26 protein-coding genes are annotated in these 18,070 nt (G+C 58.5%); 1 reads left to right on the forward strand and 25 read right to left on the reverse strand.

Going from position 1 to position 18,070, the window contains the following annotated elements; translation table 11 throughout:
* Nucleotide 1 precedes the first annotated feature (1 nt).
* The 14 genes from EK369_RS17745 to rplO all read right to left on the reverse strand — a co-directional run bounded on the left by EK369_RS17745 (nt 2) and on the right by rplO (nt 12,031).
* On the reverse strand, nt 2-676 hold the full coding sequence (locus EK369_RS17745; RefSeq protein WP_127115609.1) for an HAD-IA family hydrolase: 675 nt from the start codon (nt 674-676) through the stop codon (nt 2-4).
* Nucleotides 673-1,716 (reverse strand): RluA family pseudouridine synthase, encoded by a 1,044-nt coding sequence (locus tag EK369_RS17750; RefSeq protein WP_127115610.1) that lies wholly within the window; start codon nt 1,714-1,716, stop codon nt 673-675. The genes EK369_RS17745 and EK369_RS17750 overlap by 4 nt, the downstream gene beginning before the upstream one ends.
* Entirely contained in the window at nt 1,713-2,090 is a 378-nt protein-coding gene (crcB, locus tag EK369_RS17755) for a fluoride efflux transporter CrcB (protein WP_127115611.1), read from the reverse strand. Before crcB ends, EK369_RS17750 begins: the two co-directional genes overlap by 4 nt.
* Before the next feature lie 113 nt (nt 2,091-2,203).
* Nucleotides 2,204-3,514 (reverse strand): replication-associated recombination protein A, encoded by a 1,311-nt coding sequence (locus EK369_RS17760; protein WP_127115612.1) that lies wholly within the window; start codon nt 3,512-3,514, stop codon nt 2,204-2,206.
* Entirely contained in the window at nt 3,514-4,896 is a 1,383-nt protein-coding gene (locus EK369_RS17765; protein ID WP_127115613.1) for a trypsin-like peptidase domain-containing protein, read from the reverse strand. Before EK369_RS17765 ends, EK369_RS17760 begins: the two co-directional genes overlap by 1 nt.
* A gap of 63 nt (nt 4,897-4,959) precedes the next feature.
* The gene (locus EK369_RS17770) at nt 4,960-6,015 is read right to left on the reverse strand and encodes a TauD/TfdA family dioxygenase (RefSeq protein WP_206198111.1); all 1,056 of its coding nucleotides are present in this window, start codon (nt 6,013-6,015) and stop codon (nt 4,960-4,962) included.
* 152 nt (nt 6,016-6,167) lie between these two features.
* Nucleotides 6,168-6,593, reverse strand: a complete 426-nt coding sequence (gene rplQ, locus EK369_RS17775) for a 50S ribosomal protein L17 (protein ID WP_127115614.1) — start codon at nt 6,591-6,593, stop codon at nt 6,168-6,170.
* Between the two features lie 203 nt (nt 6,594-6,796).
* A complete protein-coding gene (locus tag EK369_RS17780) occupies nt 6,797-7,813 on the reverse strand; it encodes a DNA-directed RNA polymerase subunit alpha (RefSeq protein WP_127115615.1) in 1,017 nt (338 codons plus the stop codon).
* A 115-nt stretch (nt 7,814-7,928) separates the two neighbouring features.
* A complete protein-coding gene (gene rpsK / locus EK369_RS17785; protein ID WP_127115616.1) occupies nt 7,929-8,318 on the reverse strand; it encodes a 30S ribosomal protein S11 in 390 nt (129 codons plus the stop codon).
* A 17-nt stretch (nt 8,319-8,335) separates the two neighbouring features.
* The gene (gene rpsM, locus EK369_RS17790; RefSeq protein ID WP_127115617.1) at nt 8,336-8,704 is read right to left on the reverse strand and encodes a 30S ribosomal protein S13; all 369 of its coding nucleotides are present in this window, start codon (nt 8,702-8,704) and stop codon (nt 8,336-8,338) included.
* Between the two features lie 193 nt (nt 8,705-8,897).
* On the reverse strand, nt 8,898-9,101 hold the full coding sequence (locus tag EK369_RS17795; protein ID WP_127115618.1) for a hypothetical protein: 204 nt from the start codon (nt 9,099-9,101) through the stop codon (nt 8,898-8,900).
* A gap of 350 nt (nt 9,102-9,451) precedes the next feature.
* Nucleotides 9,452-10,093, reverse strand: a complete 642-nt coding sequence (locus tag EK369_RS17800; RefSeq protein WP_127115619.1) for an adenylate kinase — start codon at nt 10,091-10,093, stop codon at nt 9,452-9,454.
* Nucleotides 10,090-11,451, reverse strand: a complete 1,362-nt coding sequence (secY, locus tag EK369_RS17805; protein WP_127115620.1) for a preprotein translocase subunit SecY — start codon at nt 11,449-11,451, stop codon at nt 10,090-10,092. Before secY ends, EK369_RS17800 begins: the two co-directional genes overlap by 4 nt.
* Nucleotides 11,452-11,557: 106 nt before the next feature.
* The gene (gene rplO, locus EK369_RS17810; protein WP_127115621.1) at nt 11,558-12,031 is read right to left on the reverse strand and encodes a 50S ribosomal protein L15; all 474 of its coding nucleotides are present in this window, start codon (nt 12,029-12,031) and stop codon (nt 11,558-11,560) included.
* A gap of 185 nt (nt 12,032-12,216) precedes the next feature.
* Between rplO and EK369_RS17815 the strand changes: the two genes are divergently transcribed.
* On the forward strand, nt 12,217-13,356 hold the full coding sequence (locus tag EK369_RS17815; RefSeq protein WP_127115622.1) for an adenylate/guanylate cyclase domain-containing protein: 1,140 nt from the start codon (nt 12,217-12,219) through the stop codon (nt 13,354-13,356).
* 70 nt (nt 13,357-13,426) lie between these two features.
* Here EK369_RS17815 and EK369_RS22325 read toward each other — a convergent pair whose 3' ends face one another.
* The 11 genes from EK369_RS22325 to rplX form a co-directional block, all read right to left on the reverse strand.
* On the reverse strand, nt 13,427-13,558 hold the full coding sequence (locus EK369_RS22325) for a hypothetical protein (RefSeq protein ID WP_268920620.1): 132 nt from the start codon (nt 13,556-13,558) through the stop codon (nt 13,427-13,429).
* Nucleotides 13,559-13,746: 188 nt separating this feature from the next.
* Entirely contained in the window at nt 13,747-13,956 is a 210-nt protein-coding gene (locus tag EK369_RS17820) for a DUF1127 domain-containing protein (RefSeq protein WP_127115623.1), read from the reverse strand.
* Between the two features lie 292 nt (nt 13,957-14,248).
* Complete coding sequence (locus tag EK369_RS17825; RefSeq protein ID WP_127115624.1) at nt 14,249-14,458, reverse strand: DUF1127 domain-containing protein; 210 nt, start codon at nt 14,456-14,458, stop codon at nt 14,249-14,251.
* Between the two features lie 227 nt (nt 14,459-14,685).
* Nucleotides 14,686-14,874, reverse strand: coding sequence for a 50S ribosomal protein L30 (rpmD, locus tag EK369_RS17830; RefSeq protein ID WP_127115625.1), 189 nt, complete (start codon nt 14,872-14,874; stop codon nt 14,686-14,688).
* A 12-nt stretch (nt 14,875-14,886) separates the two neighbouring features.
* On the reverse strand, nt 14,887-15,456 hold the full coding sequence (gene rpsE / locus EK369_RS17835; RefSeq protein WP_127115626.1) for a 30S ribosomal protein S5: 570 nt from the start codon (nt 15,454-15,456) through the stop codon (nt 14,887-14,889).
* Nucleotides 15,457-15,565: 109 nt separating this feature from the next.
* Nucleotides 15,566-15,925, reverse strand: a complete 360-nt coding sequence (rplR, locus tag EK369_RS17840) for a 50S ribosomal protein L18 (RefSeq protein WP_127115627.1) — start codon at nt 15,923-15,925, stop codon at nt 15,566-15,568.
* A gap of 11 nt (nt 15,926-15,936) precedes the next feature.
* Nucleotides 15,937-16,470: a 50S ribosomal protein L6 gene (gene rplF / locus EK369_RS17845; protein WP_127115628.1), complete on the reverse strand. Its 534-nt coding sequence runs from the start codon at nt 16,468-16,470 to the stop codon at nt 15,937-15,939.
* Nucleotides 16,471-16,480: 10 nt separating this feature from the next.
* Nucleotides 16,481-16,870, reverse strand: a complete 390-nt coding sequence (gene rpsH, locus EK369_RS17850) for a 30S ribosomal protein S8 (RefSeq protein ID WP_127115629.1) — start codon at nt 16,868-16,870, stop codon at nt 16,481-16,483.
* Nucleotides 16,871-16,882: 12 nt separating this feature from the next.
* Nucleotides 16,883-17,188, reverse strand: coding sequence for a 30S ribosomal protein S14 (gene rpsN / locus EK369_RS17855; protein WP_127115630.1), 306 nt, complete (start codon nt 17,186-17,188; stop codon nt 16,883-16,885).
* A 17-nt stretch (nt 17,189-17,205) separates the two neighbouring features.
* Nucleotides 17,206-17,766 carry a 50S ribosomal protein L5 gene (rplE, locus tag EK369_RS17860; protein ID WP_127115631.1) on the reverse strand — a complete coding sequence of 187 codons (561 nt, stop codon included), beginning with the start codon at nt 17,764-17,766 and terminating at the stop codon, nt 17,206-17,208.
* Nucleotides 17,759-18,070, reverse strand: a complete 312-nt coding sequence (rplX, locus tag EK369_RS17865) for a 50S ribosomal protein L24 (protein WP_127115632.1) — start codon at nt 18,068-18,070, stop codon at nt 17,759-17,761. The genes rplE and rplX overlap by 8 nt, the downstream gene beginning before the upstream one ends.

An 18,070-nucleotide genomic window follows, 5' to 3' on the forward strand; every position in this document is an offset into this window, starting at 1 on the left:
TTCAGTTCCCCAAAATCTGTTCCAACGCCTGCGGCAGCGCGGAAAAAGCATCGATCACCACATCCGCTGCTGCCAAGGCCGCACGGTCGTGATACCCCCAACTGACACCAATCGCAGCAATGCCTGCCGCGCGCGCCATCTCCATGTCATAGCTGGTGTCACCTACCATCACGGCCCTTGCCCCCTCTACACCACTTTCTTGCAGAGCAGCGTGCAGCATCGACGGATGTGGTTTCGAAGGGTGGAAATCCGCGACCTGCTCGGTCACGAACATGTCTTGCAGACCATGGCCCTCCAAGAGTTTGTCGAGGCCCCGGCGCGATTTGCCTGTGGCAACGCCCAACAGTGTATGGTCCTGAGATGACAGCGTGTCCAAGACCTCTCGCGCGCCCGGGTAAAGAGGCGAGGATTGGACCGTTCCACGCGTTGCGCGCAACTGCATGTAGGCCGCTTTGTAAGCCTCTTCCAGAGTGTGATGCACCTCGCGCGCCGCGGTGGGCGCCAGGCGCGGCATCGCCACATTCAGCGACAACCCCACAATGCCGAGGATGTCCTCTTGTGATGGCACGGGTATCGCAACCGCGTCAAAGGCCCCCTGCATGGCAGACAGGATATCGGCCTGACTGTCGACAAGTGTACCGTCCACGTCGAACACCACAAGACGCAGGTCGCTCATCTAAGCGCCTCAAAAGGGTCATCAGCAGCAAGGTCGGGCGTCCAACCAAAGGTCTCAAACGTATGCGCGATATGGTCGGGTAACTCTGCGGTCACCGTCACCGCCTTGCGCGTGGTGGGATGTTCAAACGTCATCGAGCGCGCATGCAGGTGCAGCTTGTTCGAGATGATGCCACCCAACTTGGCGCCCCATCCGTCACCCATGTTCTCCTGCGCCGAGCCGCCGTATTTGCCGTCACCCGCAATCGGATGGCCGATCTCGGCCATATGCGCGCGCAGCTGGTGGGTACGACCGGTGATCGGCTCCATCGCCACCCAGGCAGCACGGCTCGCCACGCGATACAGCGTGGCGTATTGCGTAATCGCCCGTTTGGCGCCCGGGGTACTGTCAACATCACGCGGGTGCAGGCAGATCATCTTTTCACCCTCGCCCTGGCGCCCGTGCCCTGCGGCCTTGACCAGGCCATATTTGATTTCGCCCAGATAAGGTGTCGGCACCCCGGCCACCACGGCCCAATAAATCTTGCGCGTCTCTTTGTGGCGCATCGCAGCCGTCAACCCCTGTGCCGCGGCCCGCGTCCGGGCCAGCAGCAAAACGCCCGAAGTATCCTTGTCCAGCCGGTGCACCAGGCGTGGTTTTTCATCGAGGTCAAACTTCAGTGCCTCAGCCAAACCGTCAACATGCCGTGTCTGCTTGCTGCCTCCTTGGGTCGGCAAGCCGGCCGGCTTGTTTATCGCGATGACATCATCATCCATGTAGATCACGCAGTCGCGGATCAGCTTGGCATCCTTGTCAGACACCCGCGTCTCGGTCCTTTCAGGCCGCGCGCCTGGTTGTGGCAATGGTGGAATACGTACCTTTTGCCCCACTTCCAGCCGCGTCGCAGGCTTCACACGCCCGCCTTCGACGCGCAGCTCTCCCTTGCGGCACATCTTCTCGATGCGGCCCTGGTTCACATGCGGGAACATGCGACGCAGCCAGCGGTCGAGCCGCTGATCTCCATCCTCTTCGCCCACAATCAGAATCTGAACACCACTCATGTCACCATCCCCCGTGCCACCAAAAGACCCAGCATCAGCCCGCCAATCGAACCAACAACCGAGATCGCCACATAGGCCGCCGCCGCGCCCACCTGCCCACGTTCGAACAGTGTCACCGCCTCAAGTGAAAAGGCGGAAAACGTTGTGAAACCGCCCAGAAACCCAGTCATCACAAGAGGCGAAAGATGGGTCAGCCCGCGGTGCGCCGCCAGCACGACAAAGGCCCCCATCAGAAACGAACCAATGATGTTCACCGTGATGATCGCCATCGGAAACCCATGCCCCACAAGGCGCACAACTCCAATACCGGTCAAATAGCGCAAAGCAGCACCCACAGCCCCGCCAAAGGCCACATATATCAGGTTCATGAACATCCCGCGTCTGTCACCCGCGCCGCCCTGTTTGTCAAGCGACACCGCCCTCGCTTCATCTTGCTAAAAATACTTCGGGGTGAATTGGCCGCATGCGGCCAAGAGGGGCTGGCCCCTCACCCGTTCCGCTTCAAACGCAGCTTGGTGAAATAGTCGAGACGCCGCTTCAGTTCGCGCTCGAACCCGCGTTCGACCGGCTGATACATGACCGGCCGCTTCATGCCTTCAGGAAAATAATCCTGCCCCGAAAAGCCATCTTCGGCGTCATGGTCATATTGATACCCGTCGCCATAACCCTGATCCGCCATCAAGGACGTTGGCGCATTCAGGATATGCTTGGGTGGCGGCTCCGACCCGGTTTTCCGGGCTGCTTTGCGCGCCGCCTTGTATCCAACGTAAACCCCGTTCGATTTCGGAGCCAACGCGAGATAGACCAAGGCCTGGGCCAGCGCCAACTCGCCCTCGGGACTGCCCAACCGTTCATAGGTCTCCCAGGACTGCAAGCACACCGACTGCGCTTGCGGATCGGCCAGACCGATATCTTCCACTGACATCCGCGTAATGCGCCGGGCCAGAAAACGCGGATCTTCCCCACCTTCCAACATGCGCGCAAACCAATAGAGTGCTGCATCGGGGTCGGACCCGCGCACGGATTTGTGCAGGGCGGAAATCAGGTTGTAGTGCTCGTCTCCCGATTTGTCATACTTGGCCGCCCGCTTCATCAGCCGCTTGGCCAACGCCTCCGAGTCCAGCTTCCCGTCCACCTTCCAGGCTGCGACCTGCTCGATCAGGTTCAACAAGGCGCGCCCGTCGCCGTCAGCCATTTCCAACAGCGCCTCGCGAGCATGGCCATTCAATGGCAAAGCGCGATCCATCTCTTTCTCAGCCCGCTGCGCCAAGCGCTCAAGATCCGCCAACGACAAACGCTCCAGCACCAGCACCTGCGACCGACTGAGCACCGCGGCGTTCAACTCAAACGATGGGTTCTCGGTTGTGGCCCCGACCAAGAGGATGGTGCCATCCTCCATATGCGGCAGGAACCCATCCTGCTGGGCTTTGTTGAAACGGTGGATCTCATCCACAAACAACAGCGTGCCCTGCCCGTTCTGTCGCCGTATCCTGGCCGCCTCAAAGACCTTGCGCAGCTCGGGCACGCCCGTAAAAATCGCACTGATCTGCACGAAATGAAGGTTTGTTTCATCCGCCAAAAGCCGCGCGATGGTGGTCTTGCCCACCCCGGGCGGCCCCCAGAAAATCAAGGACGACAAGCTGCCCGAGGCCAGCATCACGCCCAACGGCGCGTCCGGGCCCAGAACCTGTTCCTGGCCGATCACCTCGCCCAATGTTTTGGGTCGCAATCGGTCCGCCAAGGGACGCGGTGCGGTGTCAGGCGCCTTGCCGTCCGGAGTGTCGAACAGGTCCGCCATCAGAGACGAAACTTTGAAACCATGCGCTGATTGCCGCGCTGAATCTCAATCGTCACCTTGCGCTGAGCCTTCAACAAGGCCTCGCGGGCATCACTGGTGGTGGCAATCTCGGTATCATCCACGGACAGCAGAACATCGCCGGGGCGCAGGCCGATACGGCCACCGGTCGGACCGGGCTCTTCTATCACCACGCCACGCAACGACAGTGGTAGACCATATTGTCCCAATACCGCCGGATTGATGTTGGACAATACCATCTCTGGAACCGCAGACTTACGCCCCGTGGTCACCGTGTCCCGGCCGGGCGTCTCAGGCGCCTTGATCAACCCAACACGCACGGTGGCAGGCTCGCCATCTTTGATCGCCATAACCTCGACATCCTGCCCGATGCCGGCCACGGACATACGATAGATCATCTCAGCTGGCGTGTTGACCGGCTGACCTCCGACATCCAGGATCACGTCCCCTGCACGAAAGCCAGCTTTCAGAAACGGGCTGTCGTCATGCAGTTCCGAAATCACGATGCCACCCGGTTGCTCCAGCCCCAAACCTTCGGCCATATCGGCGTCCACGGGTTGACCAAACATGCCTGCCCAGGGGCGTTGGAAATCATCCTGCCCGCCGCGTGCCTGATCGACGAACTGCTTTACCAGCGACGCAGGGATAGCAAAACCAATCCCGTTTGACCCGCCTGAGCGGGTCAGGATCGACGTGTTCACACCAATCAGATCGCCGTTGATGTCAATCAGCGCACCGCCTGAGTTTCCGGGGTTGATCGGCGCGTCGGTCTGCAGGAAATAGCCGCGCGCATTGCCCGTCGCCATGCCCGAGCGCGCAAGGCCCGAGACAATCCCGCTGCTCACGGTCTGCCCCACACCAAAGGGGTTGCCGATGGCCAATACCAGCTCGCCCACTTCGACCGTATCACTGTTGCGCAGGCTCAGGTGCGGCATGTCACTGGCGCCCTCGAGTTGCAGGATCGCCAGGTCGCTTTCCTCGTCGGCCAGAAGCACGCGTGCGTTAAACTCGCGCCGGTCATTCAGGTGCACCCGGATATCGGTGGACAGGCCCACCACGTGATAGTTTGACACCACAATACCATCCTCGGACAGGATCACACCGGACCCCAGCGAGTTTTGCACCCGCGGTCGCGTCTTGCCGAAATCACGAAACAGGTTCTGGAAAAAGGGGTCGCCTCCAAAGGGGCTGTCACGTACCTCGACCACGCGCTTGGCGTAGATGTTGACCACCGCAGGAGCCGCCTCTTTTACCAAGGGCGCAAATCCGAGCGAGATTTCTGCCTGACTATGCGGGACTTTGGTCTCGGCAGAGGCAATGGAAGCCAGGGCAATGGTCAGGGCCGTAAGCGTTGCGCGAAACATGGGCTTTCCTCGTCAAGTTGCCTCATGGATATGCGAGGGCTAGCCATGATTTGCAAGGCCATGTCAATCGAGCGGCGCGTGCAGCCTCGTGCCTTTGGTGAGGATACCGCCCCGATCGCCTATCTCGATACTGCCATAACGCTGCTTGAAGCATTCGGGCAATGGACGGTCCCCTTCGGGCGAGAGCCAAAGCCGCAGGAGGTGTCGCGGTTTTTCCGGCGGTCGACGGTCGATGAAACCAGTGCGGTCATGTAGCTGAGCATGGTTATAGACAAACTGCATGTCGCCGGGTTCCAGCCGCATGGTCAGGTGCATGTCCGGATCGTTGGCCACTGCGTCGAACATGTCGAGTGCTTGGACATGGGCATCGCTCAGACGCATTGCCTCGGGAAAGCGTTGCGCGCTGTCGATGTACTGACGCTGGTAGAACACTATCAGTTTTCCTGCGTGCCAGTTGAGCGGTGGAATGGTCATAAAGGGCTGCATTCCCTCGGGCACCTCCCCCCGCCGGTCAGTGGCGATGGGATCGAACAGGCGTTCCAGCAGATCAGGGTGTTCAGCGCGCATGCGGTTATAGAGTGCCTCGGCGCTGACAAGCAGCGAGTCGCCGCCTTGCTGCGCATCCTGCAGGCACAAAAGTGCAACAATATCAGCGCTGTCGGTGTGAAATGTCTGGCGTTCGTGTGTTTGATAGATCCGCGTGGTGGGATCCTTGGCATCAGCTCCCACATCACGCACATGACCAAGGATATGACCCGCTGCGTTCTGCGACCGTGCAGAGCCCAGATGCGCCCCGATCCCGCAGAAAATCGTCGCCGCCATTTCCTGTGTGTAAGAGGCAATTGGCAAGCCTCGGAGCACTTCAAAGCCGATCCCGTGGATCAGTTTCTCGCGCATCTTGGCCACGTGACCCGCAAAGTGCGTCAGGGGAAATGTGCCCTTGGTGATGTCACCGATGTCCTGACCCAGAGACAGATACTGGCGCGCGGCGCTCTCAAGGTCGGCGATGTCCATGTCAGAGAGCTGGATCAACCAGTCCTTCTGGCGGGCCTGCATCTCGCGCCCGGTCCAGACGGAGGGCCCTGAAAGGGTCTCGGGGATGTGCCGCAATATACTCATGATCGTTTCCCTTCCATCCGCGGTAGTGGCTGGTTTTCCGAAGATTTCCACCCTTTTACAAAGACTTACATCATCGTGGCGGAAATCTGAAAACAAAAAACCCCCGCCTGTTGCCAGGCGGGGGCTGAACTGTCGGGCGATCCCGAGCGTTCTTATTCTTCGTCAGCGGCCATTTCTTCGGCTGCGACGCGGGCCTTGTCAGCGGCGCCTTTCGCATCGACGTCGCGGTCGACGAATTCGATGATTGCCATCGGGGCCATGTCACCATAGCGGAAGCCCGCTTTCATGATGCGCACATAGCCGCCCTGACGGTCGGCATAACGCGGGCCGAGAACGTCAAACAGCTTGGTAACGTACTGATCTTCTTTGAGTTTCGATGCTGCCTGACGACGAGCGTGCAGGTCGCCGCGTTTGGCCAGCGTGATCATCTTTTCGATGATCGGGCGCAGTTCTTTGGCCTTGGGCAGGGTTGTTTTGATTTGCTCATGTTCGATGAGCGAGCCGGCCATGTTGGCAAACAGAGCTTTACGGTGCTCATGTGTCCGGTTCAGGCGGCGGTATCCACGTGCGTGACGCATTTTCTAATCTCCTAATGTGCCTTCTACAGGCGATTTTACTTTGTCTGGCCTCTGATGCGTGTCAGCGGCTCTCCTTGGGGCAAAAAGGCCCGAACTCTCCATTTTGTACATCTCCCTTTGGGGGAAATGACCATTTTGTACAATTTGTACAAAACGGGTTTTGAGGTGTAGGTCGGACAATTTTGTCCGACCTACGAGAGGTCTTAGAACGAGTCCTCGAACTTCTTGGCGAGGTCCTCGATGTTGTCCGGCGGCCAGTCCTCGACATCCATGCCAAGGTGCAGACCCATGCCCGACAGAACTTCTTTGATCTCGTTCAGCGACTTGCGACCAAAGTTCGGGGTGCGCAGCATCTCGGCTTCGGTTTTCTGGATCAGATCGCCGATATAAACGATGTTGTCGTTCTTGAGGCAGTTGGCAGACCGTACCGACAGTTCCAGCTCGTCCACTTTCTTCAGGAGAAGCGGGTTGAACTCGAGACCATCGTCTTCTTCCTGACGGCCAGCGGATTCGGGCTCTTCGAAGTTCACGAAGATCGACAGTTGGTCCTGCAGGATACGCGCGGCAAAAGCCACGGCGTCTTCCGGCGTGATCGAGCCGTCGGTGTCCACTTTCATGGTCAGCTTGTCATAGTCCAGAACCTGACCTTCGCGGGTCGGCTGAACGTCGTAGCTGACGCGTTTGACCGGCGAATAGATCGCGTCGATCGGAATCAGACCGATGGGTGCATCTTCAGGCTTGTTCTTGTCAGCCGACACGTACCCCTTGCCGGTGTTGACGGTCAGTTCCATGAACAGGTCCGCGCCATCGTCGAGGTGACAGATCACGTGATCCTTGTTCAGGATTTCGATGCCAGCGCTGTCCGAAATGTCACCGGCGGTGACTTCGCCCGGACCCTTGGCATTGATCGACAGGCGCTTGGGCCCTTCGACTTCCATGCGCAGGGAGACGCCCTTGAGGTTCAGGATGATGTCGGTGACGTCTTCGCGCACACCGGCAACCGAGCTGAACTCGTGCAGAACGTTATCAATCTGAACCGATGTGATGGCCGCGCCTTGCAGGCTCGACATCAGAACGCGACGCAGGGCGTTGCCCAGGGTCAGACCAAAGCCGCGTTCCAGCGGTTCGGCGACCACGGTGGCCTGGCGCGCGGGATCATTACCCGGCTTTACGTCAAGCTGGGTCGGCTTGATCAGTTCTGCCCAATTCTTGTGGATCATGCGTGTCTCCTCAATTCCTGTCCGGCGGCCATGTCCGAGAGCGCCAGACTCCCGAGGTTTCAAAATGACGAACTGAGGCCGTGAAAGTCACGCGGCCCCAGCGGGAAAACAGTGCTTAGACGCGGCGGCGTTTCGGCGGGCGGCAACCATTGTGCGCGATCGGGGTCACATCACGGATCGAGGTGATGTTGAAACCGATTGCAGCCAGGGCGCGCAGAGCCGATTCACGACCCGAACCGGGGCCCTGAACTTCGACTTCCAGCGTCTTGACGCCGTGGTCCTGTGCCTTTTTGCCTGCGTCTTCAGCAGCCATCTGAGCAGCATAAGGAGTCGATTTACGCGACCCTTTGAAACCCATGGTACCGGCCGAAGACCATGCGATTGCATTGCCTTGAACGTCCGAGATCAGGATCTTGGTGTTGTTGAACGACGAGTTAACGTGCGCAACACCGGATGCGATGTTCTTACGCTCTTTTTTCTTCGTACGAGTCTTATCACGTGCCATTGATCAAACCCTCCCTATTACTTCTTCTTACCAGCAATGGCCTTAGCAGGGCCTTTGCGAGTACGAGCGTTGGTGTGGGTACGCTGACCGCGTACGGGGAGGTTACGACGGTGGCGCAGGCCACGGTAGCAGCCCAGGTCCATCAGACGTTTGATGTTCATCTGAGTCTCGCGGCGCAGGTCACCTTCGACGGTGTAGTTGGCGTCAATGTGCTCGCGGATGGCCAGAACTTCTGCGTCGCTCAGTTCGTTCACACGACGGGCGGCGTCGATTTTGACGCTTTCGCAGATTTCCTTGGCCGAGGTATGGCCAATACCAGTGATATAAGTCAGGGCGATCGGGACCCGTTTGTGGGTCGGGATGTTTACGCCGGCAATACGTGCCACGTGTCACTTTCCTTTTCGTTGCGGTTCCGTAGCGCCGGAACCTTTTTTCACAACGTAAGCCCGACGCGTGACGCGGCCGGGCCTCAGCTGATTCAGGTGATCTCGCTTACGGGGTGCGACCCCTTGGGCAATATGATTCTCCGGGTGGAGATGGTGCGGTTTATGGGGAATTTGGAGGGCAGTCAACCCCCTGTCAGACAAGCGTCTTGCGCCACCACTTTTGCCCCTTTGATCGCGCCCGCAAGAGAGTGGCCGCGACCCAAATGCCGACTATTGCCACAGCCAAGGCGATCAGGCGGGCAAAGGCCGCAGATTGAGAGAAGACCAGGACACCGCAAACTGCGGCAACAGCCACACTCAGCGACTGGCCCCAGGTGATCCACTGGGCTGATCGCACCTCTTTTCCGACGAGATACCCGTACCTGGCACCACATTTTCTACACTTGCGCTCACCGACCCCAGTCTCGGCTTCGCAAAAAGAACACTTTTGCAAACTTCTTTCCCAACAGAATTATCTAAAAAAACAAGTTAACTAAATAAATGACTCACAAGAATATGTTAAGCATCTTTGTGCCTGCAACCAAAGCCCTTTTTTAGTGATCTCGACGAATTCACGACCATGTGTGAGTTGGGGAGAATCTGGTCAGGATTTTACGCCCTGTTCTGCATCAGATTTCATCAAAAAGGGCGCTGAGAGTGTCAGCGCCCTGCCCCCTGTATCCCGGGGAAATCCTTTTGCGATCAATCTTAGCCGAGCGCCTGATCAATCGCGACCTTGACCTCGTCGATCTCGCCCAGCCCGTTCACGCTGCGCAGATCGCCCTTGGCGTAGTAGTAGCCGATCAGCGGAGAGGTCTTTTTGTAGTATTCCATCAGGCGCTGCTTGAGGCTTTCGGCGTTGTCGTCAGCCCGGCGCTTGAAGTTTGACGCTCCGCAGTTTGAGCATTTGCCGTCCGCCGGTTGCGGCTTGGTCAGGTCATTGTACACCTCACCACAGTCGCCACAGGTGGACCGTGCGGTGATGCGGGCGACAAGCGCTTCGTCATCAACCTGCATTTCAACGACAGCATCCAGTGTCTCGCCCTTTTCGGCGAGCAGCTTACCCAGGGCGTCGGCCTGGGCCAGCGTGCGGGGGAAGCCGTCAAAGATGAAACCGCCCTGCTTGTCGCCTTCGAGCTTTTCGCGGATCAGGCCGATCACGATCTCGTCGGTGACCAGATCGCCGCGCGCCATGACGTCGGCAACGATTTTACCCATCTCGGACCCGGACTCCTTGGCATCGCGCAGCATGTCGCCGGTCGAGAGCTGGATCATGTTACGCGCGTCCATCAGGATGCGCGCCTGGGTTCCTTTGCCCGCGCCGGGCGGTCCAAGCAGGATAATGTTCATCGGCGTGCAGGTCCTTTACGCTTGCGCTTGCGGCCCTTGCCGGACAGCTGCGACTTTTCGATCAGACCCTCGTACTGATGGGCCAGGAGATGGCTCTGAACCTGTTGGATGGTGTCCATTGTCACCGATACAACAATCAGAACCGAGGTCCCGCCAAAATAGAAGGGGATCGCCAGCTGGCCACGCAGAACTTCCGGAAGGAGACAAACTGCCGCAAGGTAGGCCGCGCCAACCGCCAGAACGCGGTTCACCACATACTCAAGATACTCGGCGGTCTTCTTGCCGGGGCGGATGCCGGGCACAAAGCCGTTCTGGTTCTTGAGGTTGTCGGCCACTTCGTCCGGTTTGAACGACACGTTGAAGGTGTAGAAATAGGCGAAGAACACGATCATCAGCGTGAAGAACGCCAGGTACAGCGGCTGACCCGGGCCAAAGTAGGCGAGGATCGTCGACATGATCGGGCCGGTTGAGGCACCTGAGAAGGTAGAGATCGTGGTCGGCAGCAGCAGCAGCGACGAGGCAAAGATCGCCGGGATCACGCCCGCGGGGTTCACCTTGACCGGCAGGTGCGACGAGCCACCGTCATAAACCTTCATGCCAACCTGACGGCGCGGGTACTGAATGTGGATCTTGCGCAGGGCGCGCTCCATGAAGACCACGAAAGCGATCAGCACCACCATCATCACCATCACGCCGATGATCACACCGGGGCTGATGGCGCCCGAGCGACCGGACACAAAGAACTGGGCCAGCGCGGCGGGAACTTCGGCGATGATGCCGACAAAGATGATCAGCGAAATACCGTTACCGATGCCGCGTGCGGTGATCTGTTCACCCAGCCACATCAGGAACATGGTGCCACCCACAAGGGTGATCATGCAGGAAATCCGGAAGAACATACCGGGATCGGTCACCAGTTCGCCGGCCTCGAGCGATACCGCCAGACCGTAGGATTGCAGTGTCGCCAGCGCCACGGTGCCGTAGCGGGTGTATTGGTTGATTTTTTTACGCCCCGAGTCGCCCTCTTTCTTGAGCTGCTCAAGTGACGGCACCATCGAAGTCAGAAGCTGCACGATGATCGAGGCCGAGATATAGGGCATGATCCCCAGAGCAAAAATGCCCATGCGTCCCAGCGCACCGCCGGTAAACATGGTTAGCATACCGCCAATACCGGCCGCCGCATCGTCCATGAATTCGCGCAGGGCCACGCCGTCAATCCCGGGCACCGGAATAAAGGTGCCAAGACGATAAACGATCAGAAGACCCAGAGTGAACAGGATACGATTGCGAAGATCGGTGGCTTTGGTCAGAGCGGCCCAGCTTGTGTTGGCCGCCATTTGCTCTGCTGCAGATACCATTCGGATCTCTCTTAAACTGGAAACGCCGCCAAAACCGTTCTCCGGTTCGGCGGCGTCTGGAAAACTAGAAGTGTATGTAAGGGGCTGCGCGCCCGCTCACAACCTCTTATTCTGCCGCAGCCGCGGCAGCCACTTTCAACGAACCGCCTGCTTTCTCGACAGCTTCAACGGCCGATTTGGACGCACCGGTGACTTCGATGTTCAGCTTGGCGGACACTTCGCCTTTGGCCAGAACACGGATACCGTCCAGTTTGCGGCGCACAACACCGGTTTCGACCAGCAGGTCTTCGGTGATGATGGCTTTGGCGTCGAGCGTGCCAGCGTCGACGAATTTCTGGATCAGGCCCAGGTTGATAACGGCAAATTTCTTGCGGTTCGGCTTGTTAAAGCCACGCTTGGGCAGACGTTGGTAGAGGGGCATCTGGCCGCCTTCATACCCTTTGATCGCAACACCCGAACGCGATTTCTGGCCTTTGATACCACGGCCACCGGTTTTACCCTTGCCCGAACCCGGACCACGGCCAACACGTGTGCGTTTCTTGGTTGCGCCGTCGTTATCGCGCAGTTCATGAAGTTTCATTTCGCTTCTCCTTTGCCGGATGTGACCCCCGAAGCGTTAACGGGCCAACCACGGCGTTTCTTGGTTTTGATTCTCGTGGCGCAAAACGCCACCGGGGGCGTATAGACGACGCGCAGGACTGATGCAAGTACTGTGGTTTCCCGCTTTCCTCTGGGAACGCGACGCAAACTCTCTACATTCAAGGCATGACATGGAATCACGATGAAGTGACAGGCTGGCTGCTGCATGAAGGTCCCGCGATGCCGCATCTGGAGGCGCTGACCTATGCGCTGGCCGACAGGTTGTGCGAAGCCGGTGTGCCGCTGTGGCGGTTGCGTATTGCCATGCGGACCACGCATCCGCTGGTCACGGCGATCAGCACCATCTGGGAGCGCGAGACCGGGCCGCAGCAGGTGTTTGTCAGCCCGCACGGGCTGGAGCAACGCAGCTCATTTGCCGGCAGCCCGATGGCGCAGATTTCACAGACCCGGGCGCCGGTGCGTCAGGATCTGAGCAAGCTGACCCCCGAACACCACCTGGCCTATCATGAGCTGCGCGAACGGGGGGCAACGGATTACCTGGGCCTTCCGTTGCCCTATGGCGACCATGTGAGCGGCATCCTGATTGCGGTGACCGATGCGCCCGATGGGTTTACGCAGCACGACGTTGACGGGATGCTGAAGGTCGCGCCGGTTGTCGCGCCGCTGGTCGAGGTGCGGCGGCTGACGGTGCTTTCAAAGGCGGTGGCGACAACCTATCTGGGTCCCTTGACGGGCCAGAGGGTTTTGGGGGGCGAGATCACCCGCGGGCATGTTGATCGGCTGGAGGCCGCCATTCTGGTGAGCGATCTGCGGGGTTGGACGCGGCTCAACACCGAACTGCCCGTGGAAGAGACCGTGTCGATTGCCAATGACTATTTCGACATCGTGGACAGCGCAGTCCGCGCCCATGACGGTGAAATCCTGAAGTTCATGGGCGATGGTGTGCTGGCGGTGTTTCCTGTGGCCAGCACAGATCGGGCCGAGGCCGCCCGGAATGCGGCAGCAGCGGCGCAGGCGGCGCTGGCCCGGCAAACACCGGACATTCAGTTCGGCATCGGCCTGCACATCGGCAACGTGCTGTATGGCAACACAGGGTCAGAGCGGCGGCTGGACTTCACGGTGCTGGGGTCGGCGGTCAATCTGGCGGCGCGGATCGAAGCGCTATGTGGCGAGACGGGTCAGGCGCTGTTGATGTCAGGTGAGATGGCAGGCCTGCTGCAGGAACGCCCCCAAAGCATCGGCTCTTTCGATTTGAAGGGGCTGCCGGGGCCGACCGAGATTTTTGCGCCCACCCGGCCCCGGTAAACGCAAAACACGCCCTGCTGGTCTGGCAGAGCGTGTTTTGAAACCTTTGGGCCGGCGGCCCAGGGCGGGATTACTTGCGCACGTCGTCGCGCAGGTATTCGGTCCAGTGGGGAACGTGCTCTTTGGCAAACAGCGATTTCAGGGACTGGCCCAGATCGAAGAGTTTGGCAAAGCGCGGCGCGTGCAAAATAGCCAGTGCCATGAGTATTTACCTTTTTTGTTGCTTTGTGATCGGTCTGTCATAGGTCCGCAGCTAAGCCCCGAGAACCTATGAATTTCTCATCCCCGGTTTGCGCAATTTGCATGGGTCGCGATGGTAAAATGAAAAACGCCCCGCCAGAGTCTGGCAGGGCGTTTCAATCACCTGGTCAATCACTGGGGAGTGACGGATTACTGACGTGCAGCCTGTGCACAAACCTCGGCAATGTCCGACCGGCGCAGGCCAATGTCAGCCAGCTCGCGGTCTGTGAGGTTCGAAAGTTCGTTGTAGGTGCGGTGGAAAGCCGTGCGCTCGGCCCATGTCACGCGCAGGTCTGCGAAAAAGTCACGGAAAGCGTTGAAGAAGCCGAATTCTGCGATAGCGATAGTAGCGTTGGTCATGTGTCTGGTCCTTTGGGTGTGCGGTCCGGGGACGAGGTCAACCCGGGCGATGAGATGAGCCGTTTTGGCTATGACGCCCATTTAGGGTCTGATCTGCACCACAACAACTGATGTTCCGGCAAGCCCGTCATGCACGGATTGCATAACATTTAGGCGTTTTGCTAAGTGCCTCGCGCGTTTCAGGATCAGCTTCGTGTCTCAAGGGGGCTTGAGACGCTTCCGGCAAAAGAAAACGCCCCGTGGCCAAGCCATCGGGGCGTTTTCCGTCGCTTGTGCGTGAGTGGGTGACGGATCAGTGCGCGGTGCAGGCGGCGCAGGCGCTTTCGATATCGATGCGGCGCAGGCCGATATCGTCGAGTTCGCGATCCGACAGGCGCGACAGCTCGCGATAGGTGCGCTTGTAGGCACTGCTTTTCAGCGCGCCACCCAGAAGTGTGTCGAGAATCGAGTAAATGCGGTACAGCAGACCGGTGCCTGCGGGGGTCGTGGTGATATAAGCCATGTGCGTTTCCTTCGGGCGTCTTCCGGGATCTGGGGAATCTCGGGTGTCATACTTTTGTCATGTTAAGTGGCAGATATGCCTGCCCCTGCCCGGCTACAAGCCAAACTGGCGCAGGGCAGCTATGCACTGAGCGCACATCACAAACCCTTGAAAGGCGATCTTCGAGACCCAATGAAAAACGCCCCGCAGTTTCCTGCGAGGCGTTGTAATTCCAAGTCCGTTGGGACTTAGCCCTTCTCTTCGATGATCTCGACGAGGTGGGGGATCTTGTTGACCATGCCGCGGACCGAAGGGGTGTCTTCCAGTTCACGGGTGCGGTTCATCTTGTTCAGGCCCAGACCGATCAGCGTGGCACGCTGTTCTGCGGGGCGACGGATCGGCGAGCCGACCTGTTTGACAACGATGGTTTTAGCCATGTCTCGCTCTCCTTACGCTTCAGCGGCTTCAGGTGCCGGTGCGTCATCCTTTTTCAGGATGTCGGCAACTTTTTTGCCACGACGTGCGGCAACCTGACGGGGGCTGCTTTCTTTCTGCAGACCGTCGATGGTGGCGCGGATCATGTTGTAGGGGTTCTGCGAACCGATCGATTTCGACACAACATCTTTGATGCCGAGCATTTCGAAAACGGCACGCATCGGACCACCTGCGATGATCCCGGTACCTTCTGGTGCGGTACGCATGACCACTTTACCGGCGCCGTGACGGCCTTCGATGTCGTGGTGCAGAGTACGACCTTCGCGCAGCGGCACGCGGATCATCTGACGCTTGGCTTGCTCGGTGGCTTTGCGAATGGCCTCGGGGACCTCTTTCGCTTTACCTTTGCCGAAGCCTACGCGGCCTTTTTGATCGCCTACGACAACCAGAGCAGCAAAGCCGAAGCGCTTACCACCTTTTACGGTTTTCGAAACACGGTTGATCGCAACGAGACGATCGGCGAATTCCGGAGTTTCTTCTTCGCGGTTGCGACCACGACCCCGGCGGTTTTCACGTTCTGCCATATCGGCATTCCTTTCTGACTGGCGCTTGGCGCCGTTAATTCAATCCTGGTGGACCCCGTTGCCGGAGCCCCCGGATCATCGGGGGGACGGTGCCGTCCCCCTCAGGTTCTTAGATCTTCAGGCCACCTTCACGCGCAGCGTCGGCGACAGCCTTCACTTTGCCGTGGAAGAGGAAACCACCGCGATCGAAGTATGCTTCGGTCACGCCGGCTTTGGCGGCACGTTCGGCGATAGCTGCGCCAACTTTGGCTGCCGCTTCTACGCTGTTCTTGCCAACAAAGCCGAGGTCTTTTTCCAGGGTGGATGCTGCTGCAAGGGTCACGCCGTTCACATCGTCGATCAGCTGAGCGCTGATGTTCTTGTTCGAACGGTGTACCGAAAGACGCGGACGTCCTGCGTTGACCTTGCGAAGCTTGTTCCGGACGCGCAGACGGCGCTTCAGAAACAGGGTTCTTTTGCTGTTTGCCATTTGTCTGGTCCTTACTTCTTCTTGCCTTCCTTGCGGAAGATATACTCGTCTTTGTACTTGATGCCTTTGCCTTTATAGGGCTCGGGCTTGCGCCATTCGCGGATGTTGGCCGCAACCTGGCCGACGAGTTGTGCGTCGGTGCCTTCAACGATGATCTGAGTGGGCTTTGGTGCGGTCACGGTGATACCGGCCGGCACTTCAAAGTTCACTTCGTGGCTGAGACCGAGCGACAGTTTCAGGACAGTGCCCTGCATCTGCGCACGATAACCAACACCGTTGATCTCAAGCTCTTTCTTGAAGCCCTCGGTGCACCCCTGGACCATGTTGGCCACAACGGTGCGTGACATGCCCCACTGTTGACGTGCGCGCTTGGACGAACCACGCGGAGTCACGGTCACAGCGTTGTCTTCCACAGCAATCGTGACATCGTCAGTTGCGGTGAAGGACTGGGTGTCTTTCGGACCTTTGATTTCGATCGTCTGACCGGAGACAGAAGCAGTTACGCCGCTGGGCAGATCGACTGGACGTTTACCAATACGAGACATCTGCTTCTCCTTAGAAGACGGTGCAGAGCACTTCGCCACCAACATTGTTGGCACGTGCGCTTGCATCCGACATCACACCCTTGGGGGTGGAGACAATCGACACACCGAGGCCCTGACGGACAACGGGGATGTCATTGACGCCCATGTACACGCGACGACCGGGTTTCGAGACCCGTTTCACTTCGCGAATGACAGGAGTGCCTTCGTAGTATTTCAGGCTGATTTCAAACGCCGGATGGCCGTTTTCTTCAGACTTTTCGTAGCCGCGGATGTAGCCTTCGTCGGCCAGTACATCCAGAACCCAGCCGCGCAGTTTCGACGCAGGCGTCGACACGGTCGACTTGCCACGCATCTGGCCGTTGCGGATACGGGTCAGCATGTCAGCGATAGGATCGTTCATTTCTGTCTCTCCTTACCAGCTCGATTTGACCATGCCGGGGATCTGGCCATTCGAGCCCAGTTCCCGCAGTGCAATCCGGGAGACCTTCAGCTTACGATAGTAAGCGTGGGGACGACCGGTCAGCTGGCAGCGGTTGTGAAGACGGGTTGCCGACGAGTTGCGCGGCAGTTTCGCCAGTTTCAGACGCGCTTTGAAACGCTCTTCCATCGGGCGGGCTTCGTCAGTTGCGATTTCTTTCAGCTCGGCGCGTTTGGCAGCGTATTTCTCCACCAGGCGCTGACGCTTTTTCTCGCGTTCGATCATTGCTTTTTTAGCCATGTCTTTTTCCTTCCCGATTACGCGTTGAAGGGCATGTTGAAAGCTTTCAACAGGCTCTTGGCTTCGGCATCGGTTTCAGCGGTGGTGGCAATTACGATGTCCATGCCCCAGTTCTCATCAACTTTATCAAAGTCGATTTCCGGGAACACGATGTGCTCTTTCAGACCGGTGGCAAAGTTGCCGCGGCCATCAAAGCTCGGCTTCACACCACGGAAGTCGCGGATGCGGGGCATCGCGATGGTGATCAGACGATCAAGGAATTCGTACATGCGGTCACCGCGCAGGGTCACCTTGGCACCCATCGGCATGCCTTCGCGAACGCGGAAGCCTGCAATGGAGTTCTTTGCCGTGGTGGTCAGCGCCTTTTGACCCGCGATCAGGGTCAGGTCGGCCTGAGCGGACTTGGCTTTCTTGCTGTCACGAACAGCCGCACGACCACAACCGATGTTCAGAACGATTTTCTCCAGCTTGGGGATCATCATGTCGTTCTTGTAGCCAAACTCTTCTTTCAGAGCGGCACGGATGGTGTCTTTGTACGCGGCCTTGAGACGCGGGGTGTAGTCAGTGTTATCAAGCATCGATCACATCTCCCGTGGTCTTGGCGAAACGAACCTTTTTGTCACCTTCAATTTTGAAGCCAACGCGGGTGGGTTTGCCGTTTGCATCAACAAATGCCAGGTTCGACAGGGCGATCGGCATCGCTTTGGGGATGCGGCCACCTTGGTCGGTTTGCGACTGGCGGGTGTGGCGGATGGCGATGTTCAGACCGTCAACAACGGCTTTGCCAGCTTTGGGATCAACTGAAGAGATTGTACCCTCTTTACCTTTGTCCTTGCCGGCCAGAACGACAACCTTGTCGCCTTTTTTTAGTTTGGCAGCCAT

The sequence above is a fragment of the Shimia sediminis genome (assembly GCF_003990645.1).
Taxonomy (GTDB): Bacteria; Pseudomonadota; Alphaproteobacteria; order Rhodobacterales; family Rhodobacteraceae; genus Shimia; species Shimia sediminis.